Origin of the sequence: Lentibacillus amyloliquefaciens (assembly GCF_001307805.1) — a bacterium.
In the GTDB taxonomy this organism is placed as follows: Bacteria; Bacillota; Bacilli; order Bacillales; family Amphibacillaceae; genus Lentibacillus; species Lentibacillus amyloliquefaciens.
This window is the reverse complement of record NZ_CP013862.1, coordinates 3,327,485-3,353,495: the sequence shown is the minus strand read 5'-3', so window position 1 is coordinate 3,353,495 and position 26,011 is coordinate 3,327,485. Positions and strand designations below refer to the sequence as shown.

The following is a 26,011-nucleotide window of genomic DNA, read 5'->3' as shown; positions in this document are numbered from 1 at the left end:
AAGCGCTTACAAAGTTTGTCTAATCATGAAAGCCATGCATCGTCTCAGCCACCAAATATGCAGCCAGTCTGACCGTTTTATTACTTTCATCCACCGGCGGATTCACTTCTGATATATCAAAACTTAATACATTCGTTTTCCCCGCAATGTAAGTCAAAAGTGTTTTCACTGTTTTCGGATCCAAACCAAACGGTGACGGTGCACTCACCCCCGGTGCCGCCGATGCCACAATCGAATCGGTGCACAACGTCAGAACTAAGTAATCATGTCGTTTCGAAAAGTCGTCGATGGCAGTAAATGTATCTTTAAAGTCATTCACCGCAAGATTTTTCGCCAAAATATACTGACAGCCCAACCGTTCAGCTGTCTGAAATAACGCCCGCGTGTTGCCTAATTCTTGAATGCCCAGGCACAAATAGCCAGCTTTGTCATCTTTTTCCAATATTTGTCTGAACATGGTACCAGATGATGGCTCCGGATCGTTTCTCATATCAAAATGTGCATCTATATTTACAATGCCAATCGTTTTATCATGACCAACAGATGCCCTTGCACCAAGATAATGACCATACAGTGTTTCATGGCCACCACCCAGAATAATTGGTGTCAAACCTTTCTTTAAAATGCCTGAGGCAAACTGTCCGAGTTCCGCCTGTGCTTCCGCCAGCTTATCCCCCTCACAATACACATTGCCGACATCAGCAATTTTACCTGACCCATCTAAATGATACGGCAGTGCAGCCAAGGACTGACGAATAGCATCCGGTGCCCGGGCAGCTCCTTGTCGCCCCTTGTTTCGCCTGACACCTTCATCACTGGCAAAACCGAGGATACCAAAGCCATTTTCACCTGAGGTTAGCTCATCGGTTCCGATTACCTGAACCAACTGATGGAACCGGAAACTCGCCGGATCTTCCCAATCATCAACCCTGCCATTCCAAAGCTTGTTATCCGTTTGAATGTAAATATTAAACCACCTCAATTCCGCCGTTATTTTTTGAAAATAGTTACTTTATTTAATATTATATTTTAACTATGCTATAATTACTAATACTTATTTGTTATATTTCCATAGTTTGTATCTATAGGAGTGTGTTCATAAGCCATGGATATCCGCCAATTAAACTATTTCATCACCCTTATCAATGAACAAACTTATACGAAAGCCGCCAGCATACTGCACATTTCTCAGCCTTCCTTAAGTGCCGCCATTAAAAAACTGGAAGAAGAAATCGGCCTGATTCTAATTGACCGCTCCGAACGTCAGTTGCAAATGACACAAGAAGGCCGGATTCTCTATCAGGAAGCGCAAAAGCTGCTTCATCACTTTGAACACGTTTCGTTTGAAATGGACAGGCTTAAGCGGCAAGGTCCCTTGAAACTCTCGGTTGGACTGATTGAATCCTCAATGTTTTTTGTGCCTGATATTTTAAACCGATTCAAACAGGAATACCGTGATGTACGCATCAGCCTGTTGGAAACCTTGAGCCTCAGTGATGTCAAAAACGCCTTGAATAACTTTGACATCGATCTCGCTATCACCAATCAGTACATTCATCAGGAAGACATCGAAACGATTCCAATTTATGAGGAAAATCTCGTGGCACTCATTCCACTTGGCCACGCATTGAGCAGAGAAGGACCGCTTCAGATTCATGATCTGGAAGGCGAGGATTTCATCGTCTGTAAGGAGGGTTTCCAGACGCGGGAGGACATTCTGAATGCCTTCAGCAAATCAGGCGTCAAACCGAATATCCAGTTCGAAATTGAGCGTTTCGAAACCGGCTGCACGCTTGTTGAGGACGGGCTCGGTATCACTGTTGTCCCGGAAAACTATGTCCGCTATTCCAACCAAACAAACTGTGTTATCAAAAAGGTTGACGATGCCAACATCTCACGCATTGTTTACCTTGCATATGATAGAAACCGTTTCCAGCCGCCAATTGTGCTGCGGTTTATCGAGCTGTTAAAGGCGTTTTTCACGTAAAGGGGGTCAGACCCCCATCACGTGCCAAACAATTTGATCAAGGCTTGTGTGCCGCTGTCATTTTCCCCTTTTTCCGCCAGTTCCTTATATAATTTAAGTGAAAGCTCCAGCCCTGGCGTTGAGAGTCCCATTTCCTGTGCGGAATCCAATGCAATGGTCATGTCTTTAATAAAATGCTTTACATAGAATCCCGGTTCATAGTCTCCCTCAAGCATGCGTGGTGCTAATTTGGATAGCGAGAAGCTGCCTGCAGCCCCGGTTGAAATGCTGTCGAGGACCTGTGTTGGATTCAATCCAGCTTTTTTTGCATAGGCAATTGCCTCACAAACGCCAATCATATTCGTTGCAATCGCTATTTGGTTCACCATTTTTGTATGCTGGCCGGCGCCTGCATCACCCTGTAAAATGATATTTTCACCCATGATTTCAAATAAAGGCATCACGTCATCAAATACGTCCTGCTCCCCGCCGACCATGATGGCAAGCGCCCCATTTTTCGCGCCAACATCACCTCCGGACACAGGTGCATCCATCGCGTGAATATTCCGTTCCGCTGCTTCACGGTCAATTTGTTTAGCCAGGGGCGGCTTTGATGTTGTCATATCAATAACATATGTACCTTCATTGGCATTTTCAATAATACCATCCTGTCCAAGGTAAACACGCTCCACATCTGATGGATAGCCAACCATGGTGACGATTACATCAGAGTCTTTCGCCAATTCGCTGACTGATTTCTTCCATGTGGCACCATTTTCCAGTAGCAGATGTGCTTTTTCTTTTGTCCTGGTGAACACATTGATTGAATAACCGCTCTTTTGCAAATTTCGAGCCATACTTTCGCCCATAACACCGGTACCGACAATTCCAATAACAGATTCCTTTGAAAGCATTCTGAATTACTCCTTTCGCATTATTGAGGCAATTTATTCCGCCTCGTTGCTGCAATTTTAACAATTATTGCTATACATTAATAATACCTGCTGGCGCGCTGATTTAAAAGTTTAACGAAGCGATTTTGAAGGCTTAAATGGACGGAAGTTCCGCAACCGTACGGGAGATATTCGTCGCTTTCTCCTCTAGTTGATTGCGAATATTTTCACTTGTGGAGTCCGTAATGAGCATGTCCGTAGTAATTAAGGACAAGAACACAACGAGACAAACCAGTAGCATGATAACTGTACTTAATTTAAAGCGTGGTTGCCGCACTGCGTCTCACCTCAAGCAAATTGTATGTTATTTTCACTTTGAACATCCTTCGTACTTCTTATAAAACATCCTTGTTAACTCATCCACAAAAGAAATCGAACAGGAGAGCCTTTGTATAGATTGTTACAACGAGATGATGTCAGCTGAATTGTTAATATGATTTTCGCATGTTGGCTGCCAGATCGATTACATAGGTTCATGGAATCATTCCTTTTAAATTATTTGTTTGAGCAAAAAAGAACTCTCCCCTAACCTATGACCTTATTCTGGCATAAACAAAAAAAGCCACCAGCTCTATTCGAACCAGCAGCTCATAGATAATATTATTCGACAAAAATCAGAAAGTGACCGCAGACACCTTAACCTTTTGATAATTTCATTCGACATAATATGCAAAATTCGGGTGGTGACAGGCACGCAAACTAAGGAAATATGCTATAATAATAGATACAAATAGGCTGGCTTCGCATGAGGGGTTAGGCTCACCGCTTCGTCGTTTTTTCGATTTGCCTTCCGGGACGCTTCCCAGGAAGGAGGTGTTGCCAATGGATGTGGGAGTGACGCTTACGCTGATGATTTCTTTTGGTATGCTGGTTGCGTTGATCATGTCCGATAAAAAATAACCCCTCATATGCTCTAGCAGGCTACTGAGGGATCATCTCTTTCAGGTGCCTAGCCCCTCTTGATGGGGTTCGGCCTTATTGTAACCGTTCCATGTGTCAGCATGGGGCGGTTTTTAATATTATATGTGTCTGTATAGTCATTATACCACATTTTTGAAATTTGTACACATCAGGTAAAGTCCCAAAAAAGTCCGCTCAATTTCTCGGGCCATAAACATCACCGACAGCCGTTAAAAAATCACCTCGCAGGGCTGAAACTGCTCCGCCCATATTTCAAACGCCGGCTCCACTTATCAGGAGCCGGCTTCCACTTGCCTCAGAACTTCATTCAGTTATTTTAATTCACACATCAAAGTTATAATCTTTCATCCTGTCATTTGCCTGTCTGCAAGCCCTTCTTTTCACTTGCGTCAACGACAACACTTGCAGCTGCGTCACCTGTAACATTGACAGATGTTCTGAGCATATCCAGTATACGATCAATTCCGCCGACTAATGCAATTCCGGCCAGCGGCAAATTAACTGCACTCAGTGCCATCGTCAACATGATAAGGCCCGCTCCGGGTACGCCGGCTGTCCCAATCGATGCGAGTGTGCCTATCAACACAACTGTCGCCATCTGTGAGAACGATAAATCCATACCAAAATATTGTGCAACAAACATTGAACAAAGGCCGACATATAATGCCGTTCCATCCATATTAATGGTAGCACCCAACGGCAAAACAAATGTACTCGTCTCTTTTGATACGCCAAGACTTTCCTGTGCACTCTTAATCGTTACCGGCAATGTTCCGGAACTGCTGCTTGTACTGAAAGCAACCGCAGTGGCTGGAAAAATGCCTTTAAAAAAGCGAATCGGGCTCATTTTACCAAACGATTTAATAATCAGCGCGTAAACCACGAAAAGTTGAATAATACATGCCGCCAGCATAGCCAGGATCAAATTGATTAATGGAAGCAATACCTCCATTCCATACTCCCCTACCACGGGAGCAAGCAAGCCAAATACACCTATTGGAACAATGGTCATGACCATGCCGGTTATTTTGTACATAACTTCCGCAAATCCATCGAAAAACTGCTGTACAGGTTTTGCCTTTTCTCCCACCAAGGTGATAGCGATTCCAATAGCCAATGCAAAAAAGATAATTTGCAGAATATTACCTGACGACAATGCTTCAAACGGGTTTGTCGGTACGATATTTAATATGGTCTGTACAACACCTTCTGTCTCATTAGGCTCAGGAGCTTCTTCTCCTTCCAGTGATACATCAATACCGCTCCCCGGCGAAAAAATTTTCCCTGCTATGATACCGAGCGTTATCGCGAGCATACTTGTAAATAGATAAAATGCTATGGTTTTCCCGCCCAGTCTTCCGAGTTTCTTCACATCACTTGTACTGGCTACCCCAACGACAAGTGTGGCAAGCACTAATGGAGCGATAATGAAATTGATTAATCGGAGAAACAAATCTCCAAGGGGTTGAACTACTTGCGCTTTTTCACCAAAAATGACACCGGTTAAAATCGCCAAAATAAATGCAGCAATCAACTGCCATATCAGACTTTTCTTCATATCAGACGCTCCTATCTTATATGTATCTGCCATTATTCGACATTTACTAAACTACCATATTTTAATAGAAACGTACAATTGATTGAATAGGGATGAGTGAGTCAAGCTGACAAAGAAAATTTGTATGATTACTGCAGTTTCCCTCTGCATAAAATTGGAATTTCATCCACAACTTCATCCCCGGAAACAAGATAAGCGTCATCATATAAATTACTGACCGGGCATATATGGTTTGGGATGATTTCCAGCTTTTCACCGATTACGACTTGATTCCTGAAACGTTCATTGTATATAATTGCGTGTTCATCAAAGACTTGGTCAATATGAACATGATCGGAATTTTTGATATAGCCTATTCCAACGGTTGCGCAAATCCCCTCACTTCTTGACTGCATGGTTAGCCCTTTCGCACCGACATCGGTAATGATGCGTTCATTGGTTGGTTTGCTGGTAACGGTCGACAGGACACTGGCAGCACAGCTGGAATAGGAATCAATTGCATTTCCTTGCGATACATCCATGAGAATATAGGTTCCGACACGGAGTTCAGTAACCCCCTCCATAACGCCAAAATCATGCAGCAACGGCGGGGTAGATCCAATGCTGACTGTATCAAGTTTCAAACCCTGTTCCTCAGCGAGATGCGCAAACATGAGGGTACGTTTTTGCGCTTCATTGTAAAGACGGCGGCAATCCTCGAGGTCCTTTGCTTTGTATGTATGACCGTCATGGGAGAAAACCCCTTTTAAACTCACATGAGAGCAATTTTTTATATAATCCACCAAACGAATGTAATCACTTTCTTCGATAACACCTGAACGGTTTTCGCCCACCTCAATTTCGATAAGAACTTGAGCCGGCTTTTGACTGTTACTAAATACATTTTCAATCATTTCGCATTGTTCGATGCTGTCAACGCCAAAGGAAATATCAATTGTTTCCGTAAGCTTCTTGATACGATTAAGCTTAACTTCGCCTACGATTTGGTTTGCTATAAAAATATCGTTTAATCCGTTTTCAGCCATTACCTCTGCTTCGCCAACTTTTGCTACAGTAATCCCATTTGCACCTGCTTTTTCCTGTAATTTGGCCAGCGCAGGCATCTTATGCGTTTTCGTATGTGGGCGGAGATGAACATTATATTTATCAGCATAATCTTGCATCCCGCGAACATTATCCATCATGATTTCTCTATCAATTACTAAACTCGGTGTATCCAATTCTTTCATTTTCATTATGGGCACGCCTCCTCAATTAAAATGCGCTATCTATTTTAATCACTCTTTATCCCGGCCCCGCATAAAGGAAATATGACCTGCTGTTCTTTTAATTCAGGGTATTTCTCGATATATCGCAAATATCCGGCGTAATTTACAGCCGATGTGATTTCAACATATATCCCTTTTAACGCAAGCGCATCTCTCGCATGGATAATACTTTCCTCCGTTACGCCGATGATATCACCGCCGCTCTCCCGAATCGCTTGTAAGATTTCTGTTCCTCTTGCCGGCGCTGCAATGGCAATGCCCTCTGCCAGCGTTCCGGCATTGTCAATCGGCTCCACTGTATTTCTTCCTGCAGCAAAAGCTTGCTCGATCGGTGCACAATTTTCTGCTTGCACAGCAAGAATTTTGGGCATTTTATCAATCTGCCCGCTTGCCATTAACTCCCGTAAGGCAATATAGGCTCCCATTAACAATGTTCCATTTCCGACTGGAATAATGAATGCGTCAGGCATTTTGCCATTCATTTGTTCAAAAACTTCATAAACAAATGTTTTCGTACCTTCCCGGAAGATCGGGTTATAAATATGACTTGCATAAAAGGCATTTGTTTTTTCTACCATGGCGATTGCCGCTTTTGCTGTATTCTCTCTCGTTCCGGGAACCTTATGAATCACTGCGCCATGTGCTTCAATCTGTTTCATTTTTTTATTTGAGGCAGAATCCGGCACGAAAATATCACATTGGATTCCTGCCCTTGCCCCGTATGCCGCAATTGCTGTACCGGCATTCCCGCTACTGTCGGCAATGACGCGATTTGCCTTGAGTTTTTTTGCCATGGCAATGAGGAGTACAGCACCCCGGTCTTTAAAGGAGAGCGTCGGCATATAGTATTCAGCTTTTGCATAGACATTCTCAGATATTTTAATGAGCGGCGTATCGCCTTCCCCTAATGTAATCTCCTGCCAGACATCTTCCTTTTCAAATGGCAGTGCATCGATATATTTCCATAGAGAATGTTGTCGTGACAAGAAAGTTTCGGAAAAATCCACTGCCTCTTTTTCATATTCAAGGCTCAGCAACCCGCCGCAATCACATTTCCATTGATGACTTTCTAATGGGTAGCTTGACTTACAGTTAATACAGATATAGTTCAACATCATTCCTCCTCGTCAATGTAAGCATTGCTTCAAGTTATTAATCTATGTATTTATCCCGCATGTAACTGGCAGTAAGACCCCCACCTCAGATGGTCGAGTATACGATGAAGAATAGGTGGGGGATCAACTGCCAGTAAATGTCCGATTCGTTCATCTAACAATCAGTGGGGGAAGAAACCCCCACTGATTGAAGATTCACTTTATTATGATGACAGAAAATAGTCAAACATGCATATAGATTGTACGTATAACCCCAAAGTCATCGGATACTATCTACAAAAGAAATATTGTCTAAATATTTGTTATATTCCCACTTTTAATGAATATAAATTTGAAGAAGGGGGATTACAAACATTTTAAAAAAAGAAATGCATAATCACAACCGGTTTCACCATCAATACCTCGTTTTTGATTGATAGGGAAACCACGTCCCTTTACGTCGACATTCGTTAAGCCTGTCCAACGGAAGTAACCCTAAGAATATTTATGAATCAATAGTCGCGAAAAATGATTCATCGGACAGACTTCCAGCTTGAGACTAATACTAAATTAAGGAGGGGGAGTTAACATGGCCAAAACTAGAAAAATAGGTTTATTAACACAAATTATGATTGCCTTTGCAGCGGCTATCATTGCCGGTATGATTTTTGGGACTGGCATTAGTTTTGTTCAGCCGTTCGGAGATCTATTTCTGCGTCTTATACAATTTATTATTATCCCTTTGGTTCTATCCACCCTTGTGGTCGGGGTAGCAAGTACCGGGAATTTAAAAACATTAGGAAGAATTGGTGGAAAAACGATTGTTTATTATATGGCGACCACTTTTGTTGCCGTCAGCATCGGTCTCATTGCCGGCATTCTGTTCACCCCGGGCGCGGGAGTCGACACTTCCATTGCCAATTCCGGTAATATACCTGAAACGACTGAAACAGGTGGTGTGATCAGTATTTTATTAAACATCATTCCGACGAATCCAGTGGCCGCATTAACAAATGGCAATATCTTGCAAATTATCTTCTTTGCAATGTTTCTAGGTATGGGCATTACGATGGTCGGGGAAAAAGCTGATCCTGTGTACCGCTTCTTTGATGGATTTGCAGAAGTCATGTATAAAATTACCTGGGTTGTCATGAGACTTGTTCCAATAGGCATTTTCGGATTATTGGCACCGATCATCGGAGAATACGGTTTATCCGTTTTACTTCCTTTAATTAAACTGATTTCGGTCGTCGCCATCGCCTGTATCATACATGTGGCGCTGACCTATTCCATCTCGGTCAAAATGCTTGGAAAAATGAACCCTCTAACGTTTTTCAAAGGAATTTCTCCGGCAAGCCTTTTGGCCTTCAGCACGCAAAGCAGTTCGGGAACTTTGCCGGTCACCATAAAATGTTCCGAAGATAATATAGGTGTATCGAAAAAGGTATCCAGCTTCGTCTTGCCGTTAGGCGCGACTATCAATATGGATGGAACATCGCTTTATATAGGTGTAGCAGCGCTTTTTGCCGCACAAGCGTACGGAATCGATTTGACTTTTGGACAAATCATGATGATTGTTTTAATCGCGACCTTAGGTTCAATCGGAACAGCCGGGGTGCCGGGAGCCGGGTTAATCATGTTAACACTCGCTCTAACAACGACCGGTTTACCTTTGGAAGCTATCGCGTTAATCGCAGGTGTCGACCGTTTCATGGATATGTTCCGAACCGCAACAAATATCACCGGCGACGCCACAGCAGCGCTTTATGTTAATAACTCTGAACATAATGACGATAAAAATTTGGATTCAGCATAATCACTTACAGGATGAAAAGATGTCTAAATAGTGTCTGCAGGCTAAACGGACCAAAATTTGAACGTATGAAGTTATTATTCTCCGCCTGTCACTTCCCTGACGACATGCTAAACTCGGGAAGTGACAGGCGTCCTTCAGCAGTGTTACCTGTTGTGTCGGTCATGTTGGGGGGATGACGCCCATGTTTCCTCGCTCCCGCCCATGTCTTGCTCGCTCCGGCCCATGTTGATGATTTCCCGGCGATGTTTCTGTGCTCCCGCCCATGTTGACGGATTTCAGCCCATGTTTCTTCCGTCCCGCCCATGTCGAACGATTTTTCACGCAACTTCATACGCCTACCGTTCGCATCAGATAAACCCTTGCCCAGCATGTTTCATTTCACGCTGAAAGTGAAACACTATGTACAAAGGTAAAAATGAAAGGATGAAATAGATGCTGGAAATAAAAGGTGAAACACAAGGTGAGATTTTGGAGGTAACGACTGAGGGTACAGCGACACAGGATGACTTACAGAAATTTGAAGAGGCTTTAAAGGCTAAAAAGCTTCAAGAGGATTCTGTCAATATCCTATTTATCTTCAAGAACATCGATGGCAACACGCCAAAAGCTATGTTGGAGGGATGGAAAATTATTCCTCACCTGAAAAGCATAAAGAAAAGTGCTATTGTCGCAGATGAATCGTTTGCGGGCCTTAACGAAAAAATAGAAAAACTTATACCGGGTGTTGAAATAAACCAGTATCCGATGGAAAAACTGGAAGCAGCAAGAGAATGGCTTCGTGAAGCTTAAAAAAGGAACATACTCATTGTCACGGCACGAACTTAGGTGGGACAACAAGCCATTCCTCTGTCCCACTGCCACCAAATCAACAGACACTTTATCGACATAATATGACAAAGCCCTGAGAATGCACCCTAACCTTTTCAGAAAAAAATGACCACCAATTTGATGGTCATGTCAGTTTGATTTTTTTGTTTTCAGAAATGTTAGACACCTGCAGAATCAGCCTGAGTTCCCTTCTTTGTTAAAGTTGTTTCCTGCTTTTCAGATAGTTATTGCGTGTCTCCTGCCTAGGCAATCCGGTCAATTTCCTCTTTCATACGTTTATTTGCATATTCCTTACCATACTTTGCCATTGATACTTTATACAGGACAAAGCCAAGTATAGCCCATACACCAATAATCACCCATTCATATGGCCAGACCAGTGCTGAGGGCATGCCCGGCAAATACAGAATGCCAATGCCAATTGACATAACGATGGCGATCCAGCCAATTGAAGTCCCGCCGGAAAGCCTGAACGGGCGCTTCATCTCCGGTTCTTTTTTACGGAGAATAATAAACGAGATGGCTACCATCATCCATGCGACAACAAGACCAAGTCCACCCGCATTGACGAACCACTCAAGTGCAGGACGACCCAGCAACGGGGCTGCAGTGGACAGAACGGCAATCAATAAAATAGCTTTATGTGGTGTATTATATTTTGGATGCAATTCCGCCAATGATTTGGGAAGCATACCAGCTCTGGCAAGGGCGTAAATGGCACGGCTGCCGCCGACATAAAAACCGAGCCAGCTCGTTAGTATACCTCCAATACCGCCCAGAACGAGAAAGTTCCCCATCAGCCGACTATCGCCAAACGCTTTCGCCATCGCATCTGCCGTTACCAGATTTGATTCGTTCAGTTCAGCCGGGCTCAACATCCGGGAGACTCCAAATATAACGGCAACATACCAAAGCACAGCAAGAAGTACTGACGCAATCAGCAACTGCCCGATTCGCTTTTGCGGCACATTGATTTCTTCTGCGGCTTGTGGAATAACATCAAAGCCAACAAACATAAACGGTGTCATAATAATGACTGACATAATCCCGGCAGCCCCAGTTGTAAAAAATGGCTGCATCGTTTCGACATTCCCGCTGACCGTGCCGCCGGTAATCAGCAAAATACCCGCAGCAAGGATTAGCCCGGTCAAAATAACCGTAATCGATGACGTTAGCTTAATACCTCGGTAATTGACCCATGCAACTATAATTGATCCAAGGATACCGATTCCTGCCCATGTAACTGTAACATCCCAGCCTGCCAACGTGTATAGATGCCCTTGACTGTAATTTGGTATCAAATATTCAAAAACTGTTGGCAGCGCAACTGCTTCAAATGCTATGACCGACACATAGCCGAGTATCACTGCCCATGTTGCGATAAACGAAGCTGTCCGTCCCATCGCCTTAAATGAATAAACAAGCTCACCGCCTGCAAGTGGCAAGGCCGAAGCCAATTCTGCATATGTCAGCCCAACCAAAACCACCAGCAAACCGCCGACAAGGAATGCCAGAATCGCGCCCAATGATCCAGCTTCAGTCACCCATAAACCAGCTGTGACAACCCAGCCCCAGCCAATCATTGCGCCAAAAGCAAGCGCGATAACATCTTTATTGCCCAAAATCCTCAACAGTTTCCGGTCACTCATTGGTTACCCTCCTTATCATTATCTCGTCATTTCGGTAAAATTTTATCGTAACCATTGATTAACTTGAAAAAGCGTTCGGTGATCTTTTTAAGCCAATTTCCTTTTCCACTGCCAGAACAGCGTCATAAACCTTTTCAACCATCGTATCAATCTGTTCTTCATTGATAATCAATGGCGGTGAGAAACAAATAATGTCCGTGCTGTCGAATGTTACAGGACGGCAGATGACGCCGCGGTCATATAGCGCATTAATCACCTTTCCGGCTACCTTCCATTCAGCAGGAAAGCGTTCATTTGTGGATGGATCTTTAACAAGTTCCACAGCCCCAAGGAGTCCGAGTGTCCGAACGTCACCCACCATATTCGTATCCTTTTTGATTCGTTCAAAACCTTGCAACAAGCGTTTACCCATCTTTTGTGAATTCGCCGCGAGATTTTCATTTTCCAGAATGTCAATGTTTTTTAACGCAACTGCGCTGGCGGTAGGATGTCCACTGTACGTAAATCCGTGGAACAGCGTGCCGGTGGATCTTTCTTTCATCATGTCATGAATCTCGTCTGAGACAACAACCCCGCCAAATGGGATATAGCCACTGGTGACGCCTTTAGCAAACGTCATTAAGTCAGGCTGGACATTCCAATGTTCCATGCCGAACATTTTTCCCGTACGCCCAAAACCGGTGATAATTTCATCGGCAATGAATAAAATGCCATATTCATCACAAAGCTTGCGAACTTCTTGAAAATAGTCATCAGGCGGAATGATTACGCCGCCGGCACCTTGTACAGGTTCAGCGATAAAAGCGGTAATCGTTTCCGGACCTTCTTGTTCAATCACCTGACGCACCGATTCGATTGCCTCCGTTGTTCCTTTTTCATATGGCGTTTCCGCGTGAACAAAATCCGGCATAAACGTTCCGGCCATGTCCCAAAATTGCGGAATGCCCGTTGCACTCGTTGAAGCGGCAGCCACGCCATGATAAGCCTTTTTGCGCGAAATAATTTTCCGGCGTTCCGGTTTACCTTTAAGCTTCCAATAGTGCCGTGCCAGTTTAAAGGCCGTATCATTCGACTCAGAGCCACCTGAGGTAAAAAACACGGCGTTTAATCCTTTTGGTGCGATAGAAGCTATTTTTTCCGCAAGCAGTATAGCAGGTTTGTGACTGAATGTTGAGAATGCAGAACTGAATGCGAGTTTTTCCATCTGTTCCTTAGCAACCTCCGCCAACTCGCTGCGCCCATGACCGAGGTTGACATTCCATAAAGAAGACATTGCGTCAATATAAGTTTCTCCCTTGTTATCGGTTAAATAAATACCGTCACCTTTTTCAAAAATGTAAGCCGGTCCATGTTCCTGCTGCTGTTGGATAGAGGATGTCGGATGAATGAAATGTTTCTGATCCAATTCATTTAAATTCTTTGACAATGGTATCTCCCCTTCAATAAGTAATCGCTTTCAAATTATCATATAAAATATCATCGTTACCTTAGTTAAAAAAGCCCTCCTTTTACCGTTTAATGTGAATTTATAGACTAGTATGATATTTTATTGGTATAATGAAAAGTACCAGAATTAAAAAAATTATGGCACCAGGTGATTGCAAATGATTAAATTTCATATCGACAATGGACAAAACTCAAATTATATTTATAAACAAATATATGAAACACTTAAGGGATTCATACTTGATCATAAAGTTTCTGCAGGCACTAAACTCCCATCCAAAAGAGAACTATCCAATGAATTGGGAGTGAGCATCAATTCAGTTGCAGCAGCTTATGAACAATTACTTGCTGAAGGGTACATTTATACAGTTGAACGGAGGGGATATTTCATTGAAAATATTGCGCATTTTGTTAACGTTCATTCCGCAAAAGAACCTGACTTGCCCGCACATTTGAAGGAAACTTTCAGTGATCAAAAGGGGTGGCTGTCTTTTTCTCATATTAAAACCGACAATTCCAAGTTCCCGTTTCATGAGTGGATGAAGAGCCAGCAAAAAGCGATTGCGCAGCATAAATCAGAGCTTGCCGAGATCGCCCATTTCCAAGGTCCTTTTACTGTCAGAAAGACCATTTCCGATATGATAGCCTTAACACGCGGCGTAACATGTGAGCCGGAGCAAATCATTATCGGAACCGGTATTCATCCATTAATTCATCAATTGATGGCTATGCAATCTTCAAACAGAAAAGTAGCTGTCGAAAATCCCGGGTATTCACGGATTTATCAATTATTAAAGAGCCAAAAACGTGACGTATCACCTATTGAATTAGACAAAGAAGGAATTGATATCAAAGGCATAGAAACAGCCAAACCTGATTTTTTGTTTATTACACCATCACACCAGTTTCCTACTGGAACAATCATGCCTATATCCAGAAGGGTTGAATTATTGAATTGGGCTGCCACGGGTGAAGACAGATATATTATAGAAGATGATTATGACAGCGAATTTAAGTATGGTACGGATAATATTCCCTCCCTGCAAAGCCTCGATCGGAATCAGCGTGTCATCTACTTCGGCACCTTTTCTAAAACGCTATTGCCAAGTTTTCGCATCAGTTATATGGTATTGCCGCCTAAGTTACTTGAATTGTATCAATATAACTATTCAGACCGGATACAAGGGTGCAGCTCGCTCCACTTATATGCGTTACATTATTTTATACAGAGTGGTGAATATGCCAAACACATTAAAAGAATGAATCAGCATTATAATAAAAAACGAAAACAATTAATAAAGGAACTCTATTTAAGATTTCAGAACAAGATAAAAATTAACGATGCACCGGCCGGTCTTCATTTTCTCGCAGAATTTAATACAGACAAAAGGTATGAAGAAATCGATGAAAAAGCGCAACGGGAAAAGCTCGAAATCTATACTATAAAGCGGTTCTTGCTGGGAAATAAGACTAGAGATTCACAAAACATTCAGCTCGTCATCGGTTTTGCCAGTATTAAACAAGAAGACATAGTTGAGGCGGTGGAACGGTTATATCGTGTTATTTACTGAGCGATTTGTGATGTCGGCAAAATTCATGTTGGTGGCTTTGTTGCTGCCGAGACATCAATTCTTACCTACCGAACCACAACTGGAGCAGACAGGGATGTGCGGAAGTTTGGAGGGTATTAAACCGTATAATATTCCCGTTACATGTTGCTTTGAACAAATGAATATATTCTTTCTCAATCACAAAAAGCCACCAGTTTTATCCAAACCAGGCCCATGTTTCTTCTGTCGCGCCCATGTTTCCACGCTCCCGCCCATATCATGATCGTTCCGGCCCATGTTGATGATTTCCCGCCGATGTTTCTGTGCTCCGGCCCATGTTGACGGATTCCAGCCCATGTTTCCGCGCTCCCGCCCATGTTGAACGATTTTTCACGCTACTTGATACACCTACCGCTCGCATCAAGATAAATCCCTGCCCAGCATGTTTCACGCTGAGAGTGACACTCTTTTTCTTTTTATTAGTTTCTCAGTCTTGTCGGCCGCTCCGTGACAGGTACTCAAACCTAATAGTTCTTTCGCCACAACGTGACAATTGACACCTTCTATTTTTAAAAAATTCATTTATTTCCAATTTTTCTGTTGATTTGTTAGCGCTTTCTGACGTATGATGAAAAACATGCCTCTTAGATTTAAAAAATAAATGGAAAGGATTGATGCAATGAGTGAAGTAGAGACTATCAAGGCATACCCATTTTTGTTAAACGGAGAGTGGCAAAACACCACTTCGGAAAGGACAATTGAGATCGAATCCCCATCCGGCGCTGAAACCCCGGGGGCAGTGCAGGCGATGACGGAAAGTGAAGTCAATGCTGCCATATCAGGGGCGAACGAAGCCCAGAAGAATTGGGCCCGGAAATCTTTCGATGAACGTGCGCAGGTCCTTCATTCCTGGGCGGATCAGCTGCTTCTGATGAAAGATGAGATTGCAGAGGCGATCATGAAGGAAGCAGGAAAAGGGCTTTCCTCAGCAGAAAAGGAAGTTGTCCGAACAGCCGATTTCATCAAATATACAGCCGAAGAAGGAAAAAGACTGCACGGTGAATTAATTAACGGCGGCAGCTTCAACGCAGGGAGTGCCAATAAGTTTGCACTGGTGAATCGGAATCCTATTGGCGTCGTTCTCGCCATTTCACCGTTCAATTATCCCGTCAATTTGTCGGCAGCGAAAATTGCACCGGCGCTGATCGGCGGAAATGCGGTCGTTTTCAAGCCTGCGACACAAGGGGCGATCAGCGGAACACTTATGATTGAAGCACTCGACAAGGCAGGGCTTCCATCAGGTCTCGTCAATCTTGTGACAGGAAAAGGGGCGGAAATAGGTGACCACTTAATTACACACCCCCTGATTGATCTGATTAATTTTACAGGCGGTTCCCAAACCGGTAAATCCATTTCTCAAAAGGCGTCAATGGTTCCTCTCATTCTTGAGCTCGGCGGCAAAGATCCGGCCATAGTTCTTGAAGATGCTGATCTTGACAAAGCAGCAGCCGATATCGCAAGCGGCGGATTCTCCTATTCCGGTCAACGCTGTACAGCGATTAAACGTGTCCTTGTCCAGGATGAAAAGGCAGATGAGCTTGTTGCAAAAATTAAGGAAAAGATGAACGGTTTGAAAGTTGGCGCTCCTGAAGATAGTGCCGATGTTACGCCGCTGATCAACAGCAAAGCGGCCGATTATGTTACCGGATTAATCGACGATGCGGTTGAAAAAGGAGCCGAAGTGGCAAGCGGCAATCAACGCGAAGGAAACTTGATTTATCCGACATTGCTTGATAGCGTTACAAAGGATATGCAGATTGCCTGGGAGGAACCGTTCGGACCGGTGATTCCGGTGATACGCGTGGAGAGCGTGGATGAAGCAATCAACATCGCAAACGAATCGGAGTACGGACTTCAAGCAAGCATTTTCACAAAAAATATGGAACAGGCGATCCAGATTGGCAATGAATTGGAAGTTGGATCCGTGCAAATTAACGGTAAAACTGAGCGCGGCCCTGATCATTTTCCATTTCTTGGTGTTAAAAGTTCAGGAGTTGGGGGGCAAGGCATTCGCAAGAGCATTGAATCGATGACACGTGAGAAAGTAACCGTCTTGAACATGACCCAGGGGTAAAAAGGAATAAAGCGAAGCCATTGTTATCTAAAAAAGGATAGCACGTTTTATTTGATTAATCGGGACGAAATTGTCCCTCATGAAGAAAAATGCGTCCCGGCAAGGACAAGAATGGGTCAGTCCCTCATCACGGTAATACGTTACAGATGAGGGACTGATTTACTAAGCGGGGACAGACCCCCCTAACGTTTAATCCCGATCACACGGCCGGCTTCTTTCGGCTTTTCTGCCGGTGTATGATTTTCAGCAAGCGCTTGTACTTTTGCGAACACGTCTTCCGGGAATGGTGCCGCCCGTCCACTTTTCTGATCGACACCCATCAGCATTTGTTCACTTGTTGCAGCACGTTTGCCGTTATCACCGAACAGCTCATAGAATACATGGGTGCGCTTGGCATCATAATCAATCATCTGCATGTGGACTTCAAACGGTTCACCCAGTTTCATTTCATCCAGATAACAAACATGAGCTTCCATTGTATAAATGGTATACCTATGTTGTTCGCGAAATTCATCTGTCATGCCGATCAAATTCATGAAGTAGTCAACACCCCAGCTGAAAGCACGGAAATATTCGGCATCATTCATATGTCCATTATAATCAATCCATTCCTCAGGCACCTCATGCTGAATAATTACTTTAGCATTGCTCATTGGAGTCCTCCTTTCGCTCACTATCTGATTAAACTTACATACTTCCTGATAAATTGGCACTTGGCCAGTATTTTTCCAACAGCTGCTGGAGTTCAATTAAAAACGCATCCCGGCGTTCCTCCAGTTTTTCCATCTCCACATCACCGGTCTGCGCTTCAGAGCCGGTCACGATTTTTTCTGACAACTCATCAGTCAATTCCGGTGCTTCCAGCTTGGTCCATGGCAGTTTCAGAGCTGGACCAAATTGTTCCAGAAGATGGCGCATTCCTTGTTTTCCGCCGCCCATATGCAACGTCATAAATGGTCCCATCAGTGCCCAGCGCAGACCCGGTCCATACACGATTGAGGCGTCAACTTCCTCGGTTGTTGCTGCACCATCATTGACGATGTGCAGTGATTCGCGCCAGATTGCTTCCATGAGCCGGTCGGCAATATGTCCTTCAATTTCCTGGCGAACAACGAGCGGTTTCATATCCATTTGTTCGTAAAATTGTCTAGCCTTTTCCACAAAACGATCATCGGTATTCTCACCGCCCACAAGCTCCACAAGCGGCATGAGGTAAACAGGGTTAAACGGATGCGCTACGATCACGCGTTCCGGATGATGCGCACAATCCGCCTGCAATGTACTGGGCAGAATACCGGATGTACTGGAGCCAATCACCGCTTCTTTCGGGGCATATTTATCAATTGATGCAATCACACCGCGCTTTAGTTCCTCGCGTTCCGGAACATTTTCCTGGATGAAATCGGCTTCAGCCAGTGCTTTGGCCAGGTCTGGCTCAAACGAAAGATTATCCCGTGAAGCCCCTTCTTCCAATCCCATTTTTTCCATGGACGGCCACGCACGTTCTACCGCGTCACGTGTGCGTGCCTCAGCCTCCGGATCAGGGTCTGATGCAACCACACGGAAGCCATTGGCCAAAAATCGTGTGATCCAGCCGTTGCCGATGACACCTGTCCCGACAACGGTCACTTGGTTAATCGATGGTGCTGTCGTCATGTTAGTCTTCCTTTCCGTATGGGTTTAGTAAGTTCAATTCTTCCCGTGCTTCCGCTGGTGTCATAATATCGGATCCAAGGGTTTCAACAATACCGGCAGCCTTGTCAACGAGCTGTTCATTTGTTGCCAGCTGGCCTTTTTTCAAGTACATGTTGTCTTCAAGGCCGACACGGATATTACCGCCCTGAAGTATCGATTCGGCAACAATTGGCATTTGCATCCGGCCGATTCCAAAAGCTGCCCATCTGCCGTTTTCCGGGATACGACTCTTCAAATAAGACAGCGTTTCAGCATCAGCTGCCGCTCCCCACGGGATACCAAGACAGAATTGATACAGCGGGTCACCGTCAATCAAGCCTTCGTTAATCAATTGATTCGCAAAACGCACATGGCCTGTGTCAAAGCATTCCAATTCCGGTTTGACGCCGCTTTCCTGGACGAGCTTAGCCTGCCGGCGGAGCCAGTCTGTCGGGCTGACATACAGCATATTGCCAAAGTTGGTACTGCCGCAGTCCAACGTGCACATTTCCGGAAGAAGCTCTCCAACCGGCTCGTGACGCTCTTCCGGTGTCTGGATATCTGTTCCTTCACCGCCTCTTGTCGGATCGTCTTCACTCGGAACCCAGTCACCGCCGCCACCTGACGTGATATTAATAATGACATCTGTGTCTGATTCACGGATTCGCTCGACTGTCTCACGAAACAAATTGACATCATGGCTCAACCCGCCTGTCTCAGGGTCACGCACATGAATGTGGGCAATCGTAGCCCCGGCCTTCGCTGCCTTAATAGCCGAGTCTGCAATCTCTTTTGGCGTTACCGGAACATCCGGATTTTTGGATGTCGTATCTCCTGCGCCCGTCAACGCTGCTGAAAGAATTATCTTTTTACTCATTTAAATCTCCTCCTGTTCGTTTCTTAGGTACATGCTCAAATATTTCGCCGCTTTCAAAAAAGTGAGCTACACGGCGTATCCAATCATAATATTCCTTCCATTCATGAAGTTCTGCCAGCAAATTATTAATCGCTTGTTCATCCGCTTCCGTCAAATCCGGCTGATTTTGAAGCTCGTCCAGTTTCTTCTTCAGACGCTGTTCAAAGTGACGGCTCCGGTTAATGGCCTTTTGCCAAGTGGATGTAAAGAGTGAGATGAACGTCTGATAATAATCTTCTTCAACTTGGTACAGATCTTTCCGGACACCTTTTTTAAAAACACGTTCAGTGATATTCATCTCAATCATTTCCCGGACAACCTGACTCATCCGTGTTTTGCTCATCCCTGTTTCAACGGACAACTCATCCAGCGTCATCGGCTCCCGGTTCATATAAATGATTCCAAGAACAAGGCCGACACTTTTAGGAGCACCAAAGGCATTCATATTGTCTGTTATTTTCTCAATGAATTGCGTCCTGACTTCATCAATTCGTTCAGTATTATTTTCCATTCCGACCATCCTTTTCCAACCATCTTGACTGAAGCCTATCACACTATTTCCCAAAACCGAAACAGCCTGTGACTGTCTATAATCGAATAATCCGACGAAAACAGGCGTATATGACATATAATTCTTATCAAGTGAATCAGTGGGAGGTTCTTTCTTCCCCCACTGATTGCAGGGGAACAAAGGCTAAGTTCGCAACATAGTTTATGTTGTTTTTTGTTCATTCCGTTAGGCTTCTGGGACATAACTAAAACGATCAAATCTAAAGACGAACAATAAATTGCTTCAGCGGAGGAAATATACGAAGACTCCTACGGGAACAAAGGCATAGGTGAGACCCCGCAGAACGGAGTTCGAGGAGGCTCACCAGCCGCCCGTGGAAAGCGAAGTATATTTCCGGAGCGGGTTATATGCACTAACCTCAATTTTTTGTTAGTTCGGATTCTTCTTTAATAAATTGCTTTTGTCCCAAATTCCTGGGCTGCAGCAAACGCACTAATCGTTGTCGTTTTTGTCACTACCCTCGCAAAAAGATACAAGCTGCTCCCCCACTCTCGCCTGGGGCACCGTAGATTCAAAGTCATTCCAATCCGAAAATGTTAAGGTGTTTGCCATTCGCAACCCGACCACATGGCCGGGCATGAGCGTAACAAGATTGCCGCCATACCCCTTCATATTTGGCAGGTAAAGCTTACGTCCTTCACATGTTCGATAAGGCTCAATGTGCCAACTCATGGCATAATATTTAGGTCCAAACGCATTCTTCGCTCCCTTTGGAATGGCTAAATCAGACGGATTTTGTTTGGGCAATATGCTGTCCACCAACTGGCGATTTAATATCTGGGTGCCATTCCAGTTACCGCGCTTTTCATAAAGCAAAGCGATTTTAGCCAAGTCATCCAGTGTCGCGTGATAACCGAAATCCATTCTGGGGTGCCCGGATGAGCCGTTACCCTCGATGGTGTCATTTCCTGGTGCGTAGTAAATACCAATTGGTTCGTATACTTCTTTCTTAAGCATCTGCCCCAAAGTGGCGTCCTCCCCCTCCTTACTCTTGAGGTACGCTTCAAGCGCAACGCCAAGAAGGAATGCATCTTGATCACGATAGTTGTACATCGTTCCGGGCTCCCATACCCGTGGGTAGTCCAATGCTTCCGCAACCTTTTCATTCTTTGACGGCGCTAAATACCACCGGTGGTAATCACACAAATAGCATGTTGGATCATCAGTGGTGGCCCCGCGTCCTGAAGCCATGTTAGCCATATCCAGGTAAGTGACATCATCCCACTCTTTTTGTGATTCCGGGATTTGTATATAGTCAGCGATCTTCTCATCAAGCAAGCCACGCCCGTACTTCTCAGCTAAACGTAACATCGCAACGTTCATCTTCGCACTTTTAGTCACTGACCAAACACCATAACGAATGTCATCGCCATATGGAAATGAACCGGCAGCGAACTGGCAAGGCGATCGATAGAGCACTCCCTCATAGAGTAGACCGGTCTGGAGAACGTTTTCTTCCTCCGCTTTGTTTGTTGCCCCATTAAATGCCGCTAAATGATTGTCCCCGACCTTTTGTTTTAATTCATTGAGCGGTGCGGTTGGAAAGCGGTTTTCGAGATGAAGACGATAAACATTTTTATGATTCTCCAGGTTATCAATTCCACCCGGCTTATATGATGCCTTCGTAACCCCCCAGGCGTTGAAATAGCCCGATACATCGAAGGGACCTGTCTGTGCAACGATTTGAAACCGGACATGTGACACGTTATCTTCTTTATAAAGAAACATAGCGATTCCAATATGCGTTTCTCCTTCAAAGCGATTGACGAGAGAAAATGGAAATGACGCACGATTCCAGCCGTTATCCTGGTCAACGTTACGCCAAACGCGCCCCGGTTGAACAATGATATCCCAGTAGCTTTTTGTTTTTTCCAACGTGCCATTTGGGATGACATCCTGCGTCACAGGAACCAGATGTTTGTCATCCACAGTAAAAAATTCTAAAGACACGTCCGGGAAAAAGGTAATATCTTTACCGCGTACGTTGTTCATGCCGGGCTCCGGGTTCATACCCATTTGTGTACCCTCAAGCTTCAAAGTACCTTCAAATTCCGTCGAAGGGTCTTGAGCGTTATCAGGAGCTGCGAACATATAATTCTGTGTTAAGCCACTGACTTCCGTTCCCTCGATGAGTTCTTGCCACATGATTGGATCGTTAGCTATTTTCATGATTTCATGGTCCTCTCTTGTCTGTGTCTAATCATAAAAGTTGATTATCAATAAAGATTCGTTCCATTACAGGGTCAAGAAACTGACGGTCAAGCAAAGCACTTGACCGTCATATCATGACCGAATGACGCAAATGGAAAATCTGATTAAACAAACTTAATTGCCGTTTTTCATTTCCTCAATTTTATCTTGATTGTTATCAATCCACTCTTGTGCGACTTCATCGGGATTCGCACCACCATCAATTTCAGCTATCATTTGTTCCATGTCTTCCATGGATATACTCCAGTTGCTTAAAAACTGGAATGCCTCTGGTGCTTTCTCTTCCAATCCTTTATTGGCAATCACATTAATAGTACTCGCATCAAACAGTCCTTTCTCCTCTGTTGCTTCTTTATTTGTCAGTATTTTTAAATCATATTTATCAAACATTGAATGCGGACGCCATCCATAAAACAAAACAGGGTTTTCCTCTTCCATTTCTGCTTCAGCAGCTGCCAGCATAGCTGCTTCTGAGGAATTGGTCATTTCAATATCCAAATTGTAAAAATCGATAACTTTTTTCATGTCCTGCATGGCCGGATCACCCGCGCCAATGGCAAACATTTCATTATTGACTAAATCTTCATTGCCTTTTAAATCTGAAACGTCGTTGATATCCTCCATATACTTAGGAACAACCATTCCGGAATTTGCATTGTCATAACTGACGCCAATACTTTCGATTGAATCAGAATACTCTTCAATATATTGTCTTTGTGCCGGAAACCACGAATCCATAAATATATCAATATCACCATTTGACATACCCGTATAAACACTGCCAGCATCGGCATTTGTTTCTTCTACTTTGTAACCCATGTTTTCTAAGATTTTGCCAGCTATTTTCGTTGGTGGAACGGTACTTGTCCAGTTTGTGACACCAAACGTTAATGTTGGTTTGTCCTCACTTCCTGTATCACCTGCATTATCTGTATCACCACTTGATGAGCAACCATACATGGCTATTGAAAATAAAATTGTGATTAGAATAAATAGTGTTTTCTTCATTTGTAATCTCCTAACATATAATTTATTGTCAGCCCGATCATGACTTCATGGCCGGATTTTTGAACAACCTCTTGTAAGGATGAGTTTTCCGATATATGCCTTCATCTTCTCCTCAATAAAGATAATGACTTTATAAATAATATCCCCATCCCTATTTCTTTCAGTCATGGAGAATATTATCCCAAAGCTCTTTTCATAATCCCATTTCACTTCCCCCTTGTTTATACATACTCTCGTTACTTAATCGATTATTAACAATGCAAATCTATTCCCATAGACATCAGAAAATCAATTTCAATCGATGTAAGAACGAATTCTAACAAGATCCTTTTAAAGAGTAATTCAAATGATAATAGAAATCAAACCTTTATATAATCCATGCAGCACGAAAAATCTATAAAGTTTTAATTGCATAGATTTTATCGCGTGCTTTTTCAAAATTTCTAGTTATTCCTCGAAAATGCTCGTTTATTAATTTTGAGTCAAGTATGTTACGGCAACATCCACTCGAACAGAGAGACATGTAACATACCCAGTCCGGTTGATATGGCTGTCAGTCTGGTCGATAATCCCGCTCGATTTGTGTTTGATCTCGCTCGAGTTGACTGGGCTGCCGCTCGAATGGAATGCCTCTGTCGCTCGCATCGAACAGCTCCCGCTCAGCATCCAAATCACGCGGTTCCCTTTCCTGCTTCTGCTTTCGTTTCACTTTAAGCTTTTGCTCTTTGAACCAGTACGGTACGACCTCCTCTTTTCCGATGGCATACGAAAATTTCCGCCCATAACCATGGCGGCTCCTGCAAAAAGCCGCTTCTTCTGCGCGTGCTGCTGTAATGCTGGTGATGCCCTTCTTCGCCCAGGCTTGCAGAATGCCTTTCACATACCTCCAGTTGCCCTTGCCGCACTCAAGTGCTCATTTCATGGCATCAAGAACGAGATCTTCACCGACATCATTGAACAAATGTTCGGTAATGTGAAGGGAAATATGAGGACTTTAAAAATACTTCGCCGTATGGGCGGGGCAAACTGAACGCTTCCTCCCATGTTGACTGTACTGCAACCCATGGTGTCTTGTTGCCGCCCATGTTGGATGTTTTCGCGCCCATGGTGTCTTGCTGCCGCCCATGTTGAATGACTTCGCGCCCATGTTGCTGTACTTGCCGCCCATATCACTCTCGCTCCCGCCCATGTCGAACGATTTCTCGCGCAACTTCACACTTCTACCACGCGTCCCCACCAGTTTCTTGCTCGCGTTGACTAATTCGGGAAGTGACAATCACCCAAACCAAAGGAGCTCCCACCCTGAACAAAATGAATACATTCTTTATTAACCACAAAAAAGCCACCAGCTCTATCCGAACCAGCGGCTCCTATACAATAAATCATTCGACATAAAGGATGGTAACAGGCATCCAGACCTAATTTTTCACTTTCACCAATCTTATCGGTTTTTTATTTTTCATTCTTTTATCTACCAAATCTTTAAAAACATCAGACTTTTCTACGCTTTTTTCTAGTTCTTTTGCATTTACATAAAGCATTTTTGTTACATCATGCAGTCGTTCGTTATCAAGATTTGGAAGATGGTGGGAAACGATGTTTTCTGTTTGTTCAAGATGCAAAAAAGGAGAAACTTGTTTCATTTTATTGGCGACCAGGAGTGACAATTCCGCTGTTTTAAGGCGGTAATCTGTACCACCATGGGAGAGATATTCGATTTGTTTTTCCAACCTTTTATAATAATCCTCATACAGTAAAAGCCTTGTACTTTTCACCATGATGGTCACCTCGCTTGTTCATTATTATTTATGTTTACACTTTATTATATACCCTTTTGAGAAAAATGTTATCTAACTCATGTATATTTATGTCTGAATCAATCTCATCCGTTATATCAAAAAATCTTTAAATGAAACTGAAAGCCTTCGTAACTCGTCATCATTTTTCCGACTTCTTCCCATGTGTAGGGCTTCCCATCGATTATAATAAGTGGAACATCCGGATCATTTTCGTTATATTCAATCCGTCCGACAAGTTCATCATCAACTATCGTCTGGTAAGCCTGATCATTCGGAAATATTCCCTGTTCTATATATTGTCGGGCGAGGCCGTCTTTAACTTTGTCAGCCAGTTCTTGGAATAATTGCTTTTGATCACAATCCAATTCCCCATGAATCGCAAACTGATATCCATATTCAATAGCTTCCTCAGCTTGCAGGCGAATACCCATGTGAAATAATTTTTGTTCGACCTTGAAATAACGCGTTATACCTTTAGGATCTTTCAACACAATTGATTCAGGCTGTTCTTCCAAATCAACACCTAGTTCAGTTGATACCATCTCGTTGGAGCAGTCTATACAAAGGCTTTCCTGTCCCGTTCCTTTTGTTAATAAGATTTTGGCATGTGCGCTGCCACATCGGTCACATATGTTCATGGAATCATTCC

Annotated in this window: 23 protein-coding genes and 1 pseudogene; 6 read left to right on the top strand and 18 right to left on the bottom strand. The window is 43.7% G+C overall.

The genetic code is table 11. The annotated features are described in order from the left end of the window. Positions 1-19 precede the first annotated feature (19 nt). Entirely contained in the window at positions 20-982 is a 963-nt protein-coding gene (gene hutG, locus AOX59_RS16725) for a formimidoylglutamase (protein ID WP_237049300.1), read from the bottom strand. 123 nt (positions 983-1,105) lie between these two features. Here hutG and AOX59_RS16720 point away from each other — a divergent pair, with 123 nt between their 5' ends. After that, positions 1,106-1,987, top strand: a complete 882-nt coding sequence (locus tag AOX59_RS16720; protein WP_068447208.1) for a LysR family transcriptional regulator — start codon at positions 1,106-1,108, stop codon at positions 1,985-1,987. A 17-nt stretch (positions 1,988-2,004) separates the two neighbouring features. Here the strand turns inward: AOX59_RS16720 and AOX59_RS16715 are convergent, their stop codons facing one another. After that, positions 2,005-2,880: an NAD(P)-dependent oxidoreductase gene (locus AOX59_RS16715; protein WP_068447207.1), complete on the bottom strand. Its 876-nt coding sequence runs from the start codon at positions 2,878-2,880 to the stop codon at positions 2,005-2,007. Between the two features lie 383 nt (positions 2,881-3,263). On the opposite strand from AOX59_RS16715, the gene AOX59_RS20800 reads away from it, so the two are divergent. Then, complete coding sequence (locus AOX59_RS20800; protein WP_470368373.1) at positions 3,264-3,356, top strand: DUF7685 domain-containing protein; 93 nt, start codon at positions 3,264-3,266, stop codon at positions 3,354-3,356. A gap of 836 nt (positions 3,357-4,192) precedes the next feature. On the opposite strand, the gene AOX59_RS16710 is transcribed toward AOX59_RS20800, so the two are convergent. From AOX59_RS16710 to AOX59_RS16700, 3 genes are all read right to left on the bottom strand, one after another. Then, on the bottom strand, positions 4,193-5,398 hold the full coding sequence (locus tag AOX59_RS16710) for a dicarboxylate/amino acid:cation symporter (protein WP_068447206.1): 1,206 nt from the start codon (positions 5,396-5,398) through the stop codon (positions 4,193-4,195). A 128-nt stretch (positions 5,399-5,526) separates the two neighbouring features. Next, positions 5,527-6,633 (bottom strand): alanine racemase, encoded by a 1,107-nt coding sequence (locus tag AOX59_RS16705; protein ID WP_068447203.1) that lies wholly within the window; start codon positions 6,631-6,633, stop codon positions 5,527-5,529. 38 nt (positions 6,634-6,671) lie between these two features. Then, positions 6,672-7,781 carry a threonine synthase gene (locus tag AOX59_RS16700; protein WP_068447201.1) on the bottom strand — a complete coding sequence of 370 codons (1,110 nt, stop codon included), beginning with the start codon at positions 7,779-7,781 and terminating at the stop codon, positions 6,672-6,674. 568 nt (positions 7,782-8,349) lie between these two features. Here AOX59_RS16700 and AOX59_RS16695 point away from each other — a divergent pair. Then, complete coding sequence (locus AOX59_RS16695; protein WP_068447198.1) at positions 8,350-9,576, top strand: dicarboxylate/amino acid:cation symporter; 1,227 nt, start codon at positions 8,350-8,352, stop codon at positions 9,574-9,576. Positions 9,577-10,008: 432 nt separating this feature from the next. Next, positions 10,009-10,365, top strand: a complete 357-nt coding sequence (locus AOX59_RS16685; RefSeq protein WP_068447194.1) for a SpoIIAA family protein — start codon at positions 10,009-10,011, stop codon at positions 10,363-10,365. A gap of 281 nt (positions 10,366-10,646) precedes the next feature. Here AOX59_RS16685 and AOX59_RS16680 read toward each other — a convergent pair whose 3' ends face one another. Both AOX59_RS16680 and AOX59_RS16675 read right to left on the bottom strand, forming a co-directional pair. Beyond that, positions 10,647-12,053, bottom strand: coding sequence for an APC family permease (locus tag AOX59_RS16680; protein ID WP_068447193.1), 1,407 nt, complete (start codon positions 12,051-12,053; stop codon positions 10,647-10,649). A 58-nt stretch (positions 12,054-12,111) separates the two neighbouring features. Further along, positions 12,112-13,479, bottom strand: a complete 1,368-nt coding sequence (locus AOX59_RS16675; RefSeq protein WP_237049299.1) for an aminotransferase family protein — start codon at positions 13,477-13,479, stop codon at positions 12,112-12,114. Positions 13,480-13,657: 178 nt separating this feature from the next. Here AOX59_RS16675 and gabR point away from each other — a divergent pair, with 178 nt between their 5' ends. After that, positions 13,658-15,070: a MocR-like transcriptional regulator GabR gene (gene gabR, locus AOX59_RS16670; protein ID WP_068447190.1), complete on the top strand. Its 1,413-nt coding sequence runs from the start codon at positions 13,658-13,660 to the stop codon at positions 15,068-15,070. Between the two features lie 177 nt (positions 15,071-15,247). On the opposite strand, the gene AOX59_RS19845 is transcribed toward gabR, so the two are convergent. Then, positions 15,248-15,406, bottom strand: coding sequence for a hypothetical protein (locus AOX59_RS19845; RefSeq protein ID WP_156418739.1), 159 nt, complete (start codon positions 15,404-15,406; stop codon positions 15,248-15,250). Positions 15,407-15,728: 322 nt separating this feature from the next. On the opposite strand from AOX59_RS19845, the gene AOX59_RS16665 reads away from it, so the two are divergent. Further along, entirely contained in the window at positions 15,729-17,183 is a 1,455-nt protein-coding gene (locus AOX59_RS16665; protein WP_068447188.1) for an NADP-dependent glyceraldehyde-3-phosphate dehydrogenase, read from the top strand. A 182-nt stretch (positions 17,184-17,365) separates the two neighbouring features. On the opposite strand, the gene AOX59_RS16660 is transcribed toward AOX59_RS16665, so the two are convergent. The 10 genes and pseudogenes from AOX59_RS16660 to AOX59_RS16620 form a co-directional block, all read right to left on the bottom strand. Beyond that, positions 17,366-17,836 (bottom strand): thioesterase family protein, encoded by a 471-nt coding sequence (locus tag AOX59_RS16660; RefSeq protein ID WP_068447187.1) that lies wholly within the window; start codon positions 17,834-17,836, stop codon positions 17,366-17,368. 34 nt (positions 17,837-17,870) lie between these two features. Beyond that, entirely contained in the window at positions 17,871-18,839 is a 969-nt protein-coding gene (locus AOX59_RS16655) for a 3-hydroxyacyl-CoA dehydrogenase NAD-binding domain-containing protein (RefSeq protein WP_068447185.1), read from the bottom strand. Position 18,840: 1 nt separating this feature from the next. Continuing rightward, positions 18,841-19,734: a beta-keto acid cleavage family enzyme gene (locus AOX59_RS16650; RefSeq protein WP_068447183.1), complete on the bottom strand. Its 894-nt coding sequence runs from the start codon at positions 19,732-19,734 to the stop codon at positions 18,841-18,843. Next, a complete protein-coding gene (locus AOX59_RS16645; protein ID WP_068447179.1) occupies positions 19,727-20,284 on the bottom strand; it encodes a GbsR/MarR family transcriptional regulator in 558 nt (185 codons plus the stop codon). Before AOX59_RS16645 ends, AOX59_RS16650 begins: the two co-directional genes overlap by 8 nt. Positions 20,285-20,776: 492 nt before the next feature. Next, positions 20,777-22,513, bottom strand: a complete 1,737-nt coding sequence (locus AOX59_RS16640) for a serine hydrolase domain-containing protein (RefSeq protein ID WP_068447176.1) — start codon at positions 22,511-22,513, stop codon at positions 20,777-20,779. Positions 22,514-22,669: 156 nt separating this feature from the next. Continuing rightward, positions 22,670-23,563, bottom strand: a complete 894-nt coding sequence (locus AOX59_RS16635; protein WP_068447174.1) for a glycine betaine ABC transporter substrate-binding protein — start codon at positions 23,561-23,563, stop codon at positions 22,670-22,672. Between the two features lie 45 nt (positions 23,564-23,608). Then, complete coding sequence (locus AOX59_RS19840; protein WP_156418738.1) at positions 23,609-23,773, bottom strand: hypothetical protein; 165 nt, start codon at positions 23,771-23,773, stop codon at positions 23,609-23,611. A 343-nt stretch (positions 23,774-24,116) separates the two neighbouring features. Continuing rightward, positions 24,117-24,464: pseudogene (locus AOX59_RS16630) on the bottom strand (DnaD domain protein); the annotation flags it as partial. Positions 24,465-24,981: 517 nt separating this feature from the next. Next, positions 24,982-25,341, bottom strand: a complete 360-nt coding sequence (locus AOX59_RS16625) for a hypothetical protein (protein WP_068447170.1) — start codon at positions 25,339-25,341, stop codon at positions 24,982-24,984. 116 nt (positions 25,342-25,457) lie between these two features. Further along, complete coding sequence (locus AOX59_RS16620; RefSeq protein ID WP_068447168.1) at positions 25,458-26,000, bottom strand: DUF7713 domain-containing protein; 543 nt, start codon at positions 25,998-26,000, stop codon at positions 25,458-25,460. Between the last annotated feature and the right edge of the window lie 11 nt (positions 26,001-26,011).

Coding starts and splice junctions, on each gene's coding strand:
- gabR (WP_068447190.1), top strand. CDS start 13,658: ATGATTAAATTTCATATCGACAATGGACAAAACTCAAATTATATTTAT.
- AOX59_RS16625 (WP_068447170.1), bottom strand. CDS start 25,341: ATGGTGAAAAGTACAAGGCTTTTACTGTATGAGGATTATTATAAAAGG.
- AOX59_RS16710 (WP_068447206.1), bottom strand. CDS start 5,398: ATGAAGAAAAGTCTGATATGGCAGTTGATTGCTGCATTTATTTTGGCG.
- AOX59_RS16685 (WP_068447194.1), top strand. CDS start 10,009: ATGCTGGAAATAAAAGGTGAAACACAAGGTGAGATTTTGGAGGTAACG.
- AOX59_RS16620 (WP_068447168.1), bottom strand. CDS start 26,000: ATGAACATATGTGACCGATGTGGCAGCGCACATGCCAAAATCTTATTA.
- AOX59_RS16660 (WP_068447187.1), bottom strand. CDS start 17,836: ATGAGCAATGCTAAAGTAATTATTCAGCATGAGGTGCCTGAGGAATGG.
- AOX59_RS16640 (WP_068447176.1), bottom strand. CDS start 22,513: ATGAAAATAGCTAACGATCCAATCATGTGGCAAGAACTCATCGAGGGA.
- AOX59_RS16650 (WP_068447183.1), bottom strand. CDS start 19,734: ATGAGTAAAAAGATAATTCTTTCAGCAGCGTTGACGGGCGCAGGAGAT.
- AOX59_RS16695 (WP_068447198.1), top strand. CDS start 8,350: ATGGCCAAAACTAGAAAAATAGGTTTATTAACACAAATTATGATTGCC.
- AOX59_RS16705 (WP_068447203.1), bottom strand. CDS start 6,633: ATGAAAATGAAAGAATTGGATACACCGAGTTTAGTAATTGATAGAGAA.
- AOX59_RS16720 (WP_068447208.1), top strand. CDS start 1,106: ATGGATATCCGCCAATTAAACTATTTCATCACCCTTATCAATGAACAA.
- AOX59_RS16645 (WP_068447179.1), bottom strand. CDS start 20,284: ATGGAAAATAATACTGAACGAATTGATGAAGTCAGGACGCAATTCATT.
- AOX59_RS16635 (WP_068447174.1), bottom strand. CDS start 23,563: ATGAAGAAAACACTATTTATTCTAATCACAATTTTATTTTCAATAGCC.
- AOX59_RS16680 (WP_068447193.1), bottom strand. CDS start 12,053: ATGAGTGACCGGAAACTGTTGAGGATTTTGGGCAATAAAGATGTTATC.
- AOX59_RS19845 (WP_156418739.1), bottom strand. CDS start 15,406: ATGGGCTGGAATCCGTCAACATGGGCCGGAGCACAGAAACATCGGCGG.
- AOX59_RS16655 (WP_068447185.1), bottom strand. CDS start 18,839: ATGACGACAGCACCATCGATTAACCAAGTGACCGTTGTCGGGACAGGT.
- AOX59_RS16665 (WP_068447188.1), top strand. CDS start 15,729: ATGAGTGAAGTAGAGACTATCAAGGCATACCCATTTTTGTTAAACGGA.
- AOX59_RS16715 (WP_068447207.1), bottom strand. CDS start 2,880: ATGCTTTCAAAGGAATCTGTTATTGGAATTGTCGGTACCGGTGTTATG.
- AOX59_RS16700 (WP_068447201.1), bottom strand. CDS start 7,781: ATGTTGAACTATATCTGTATTAACTGTAAGTCAAGCTACCCATTAGAA.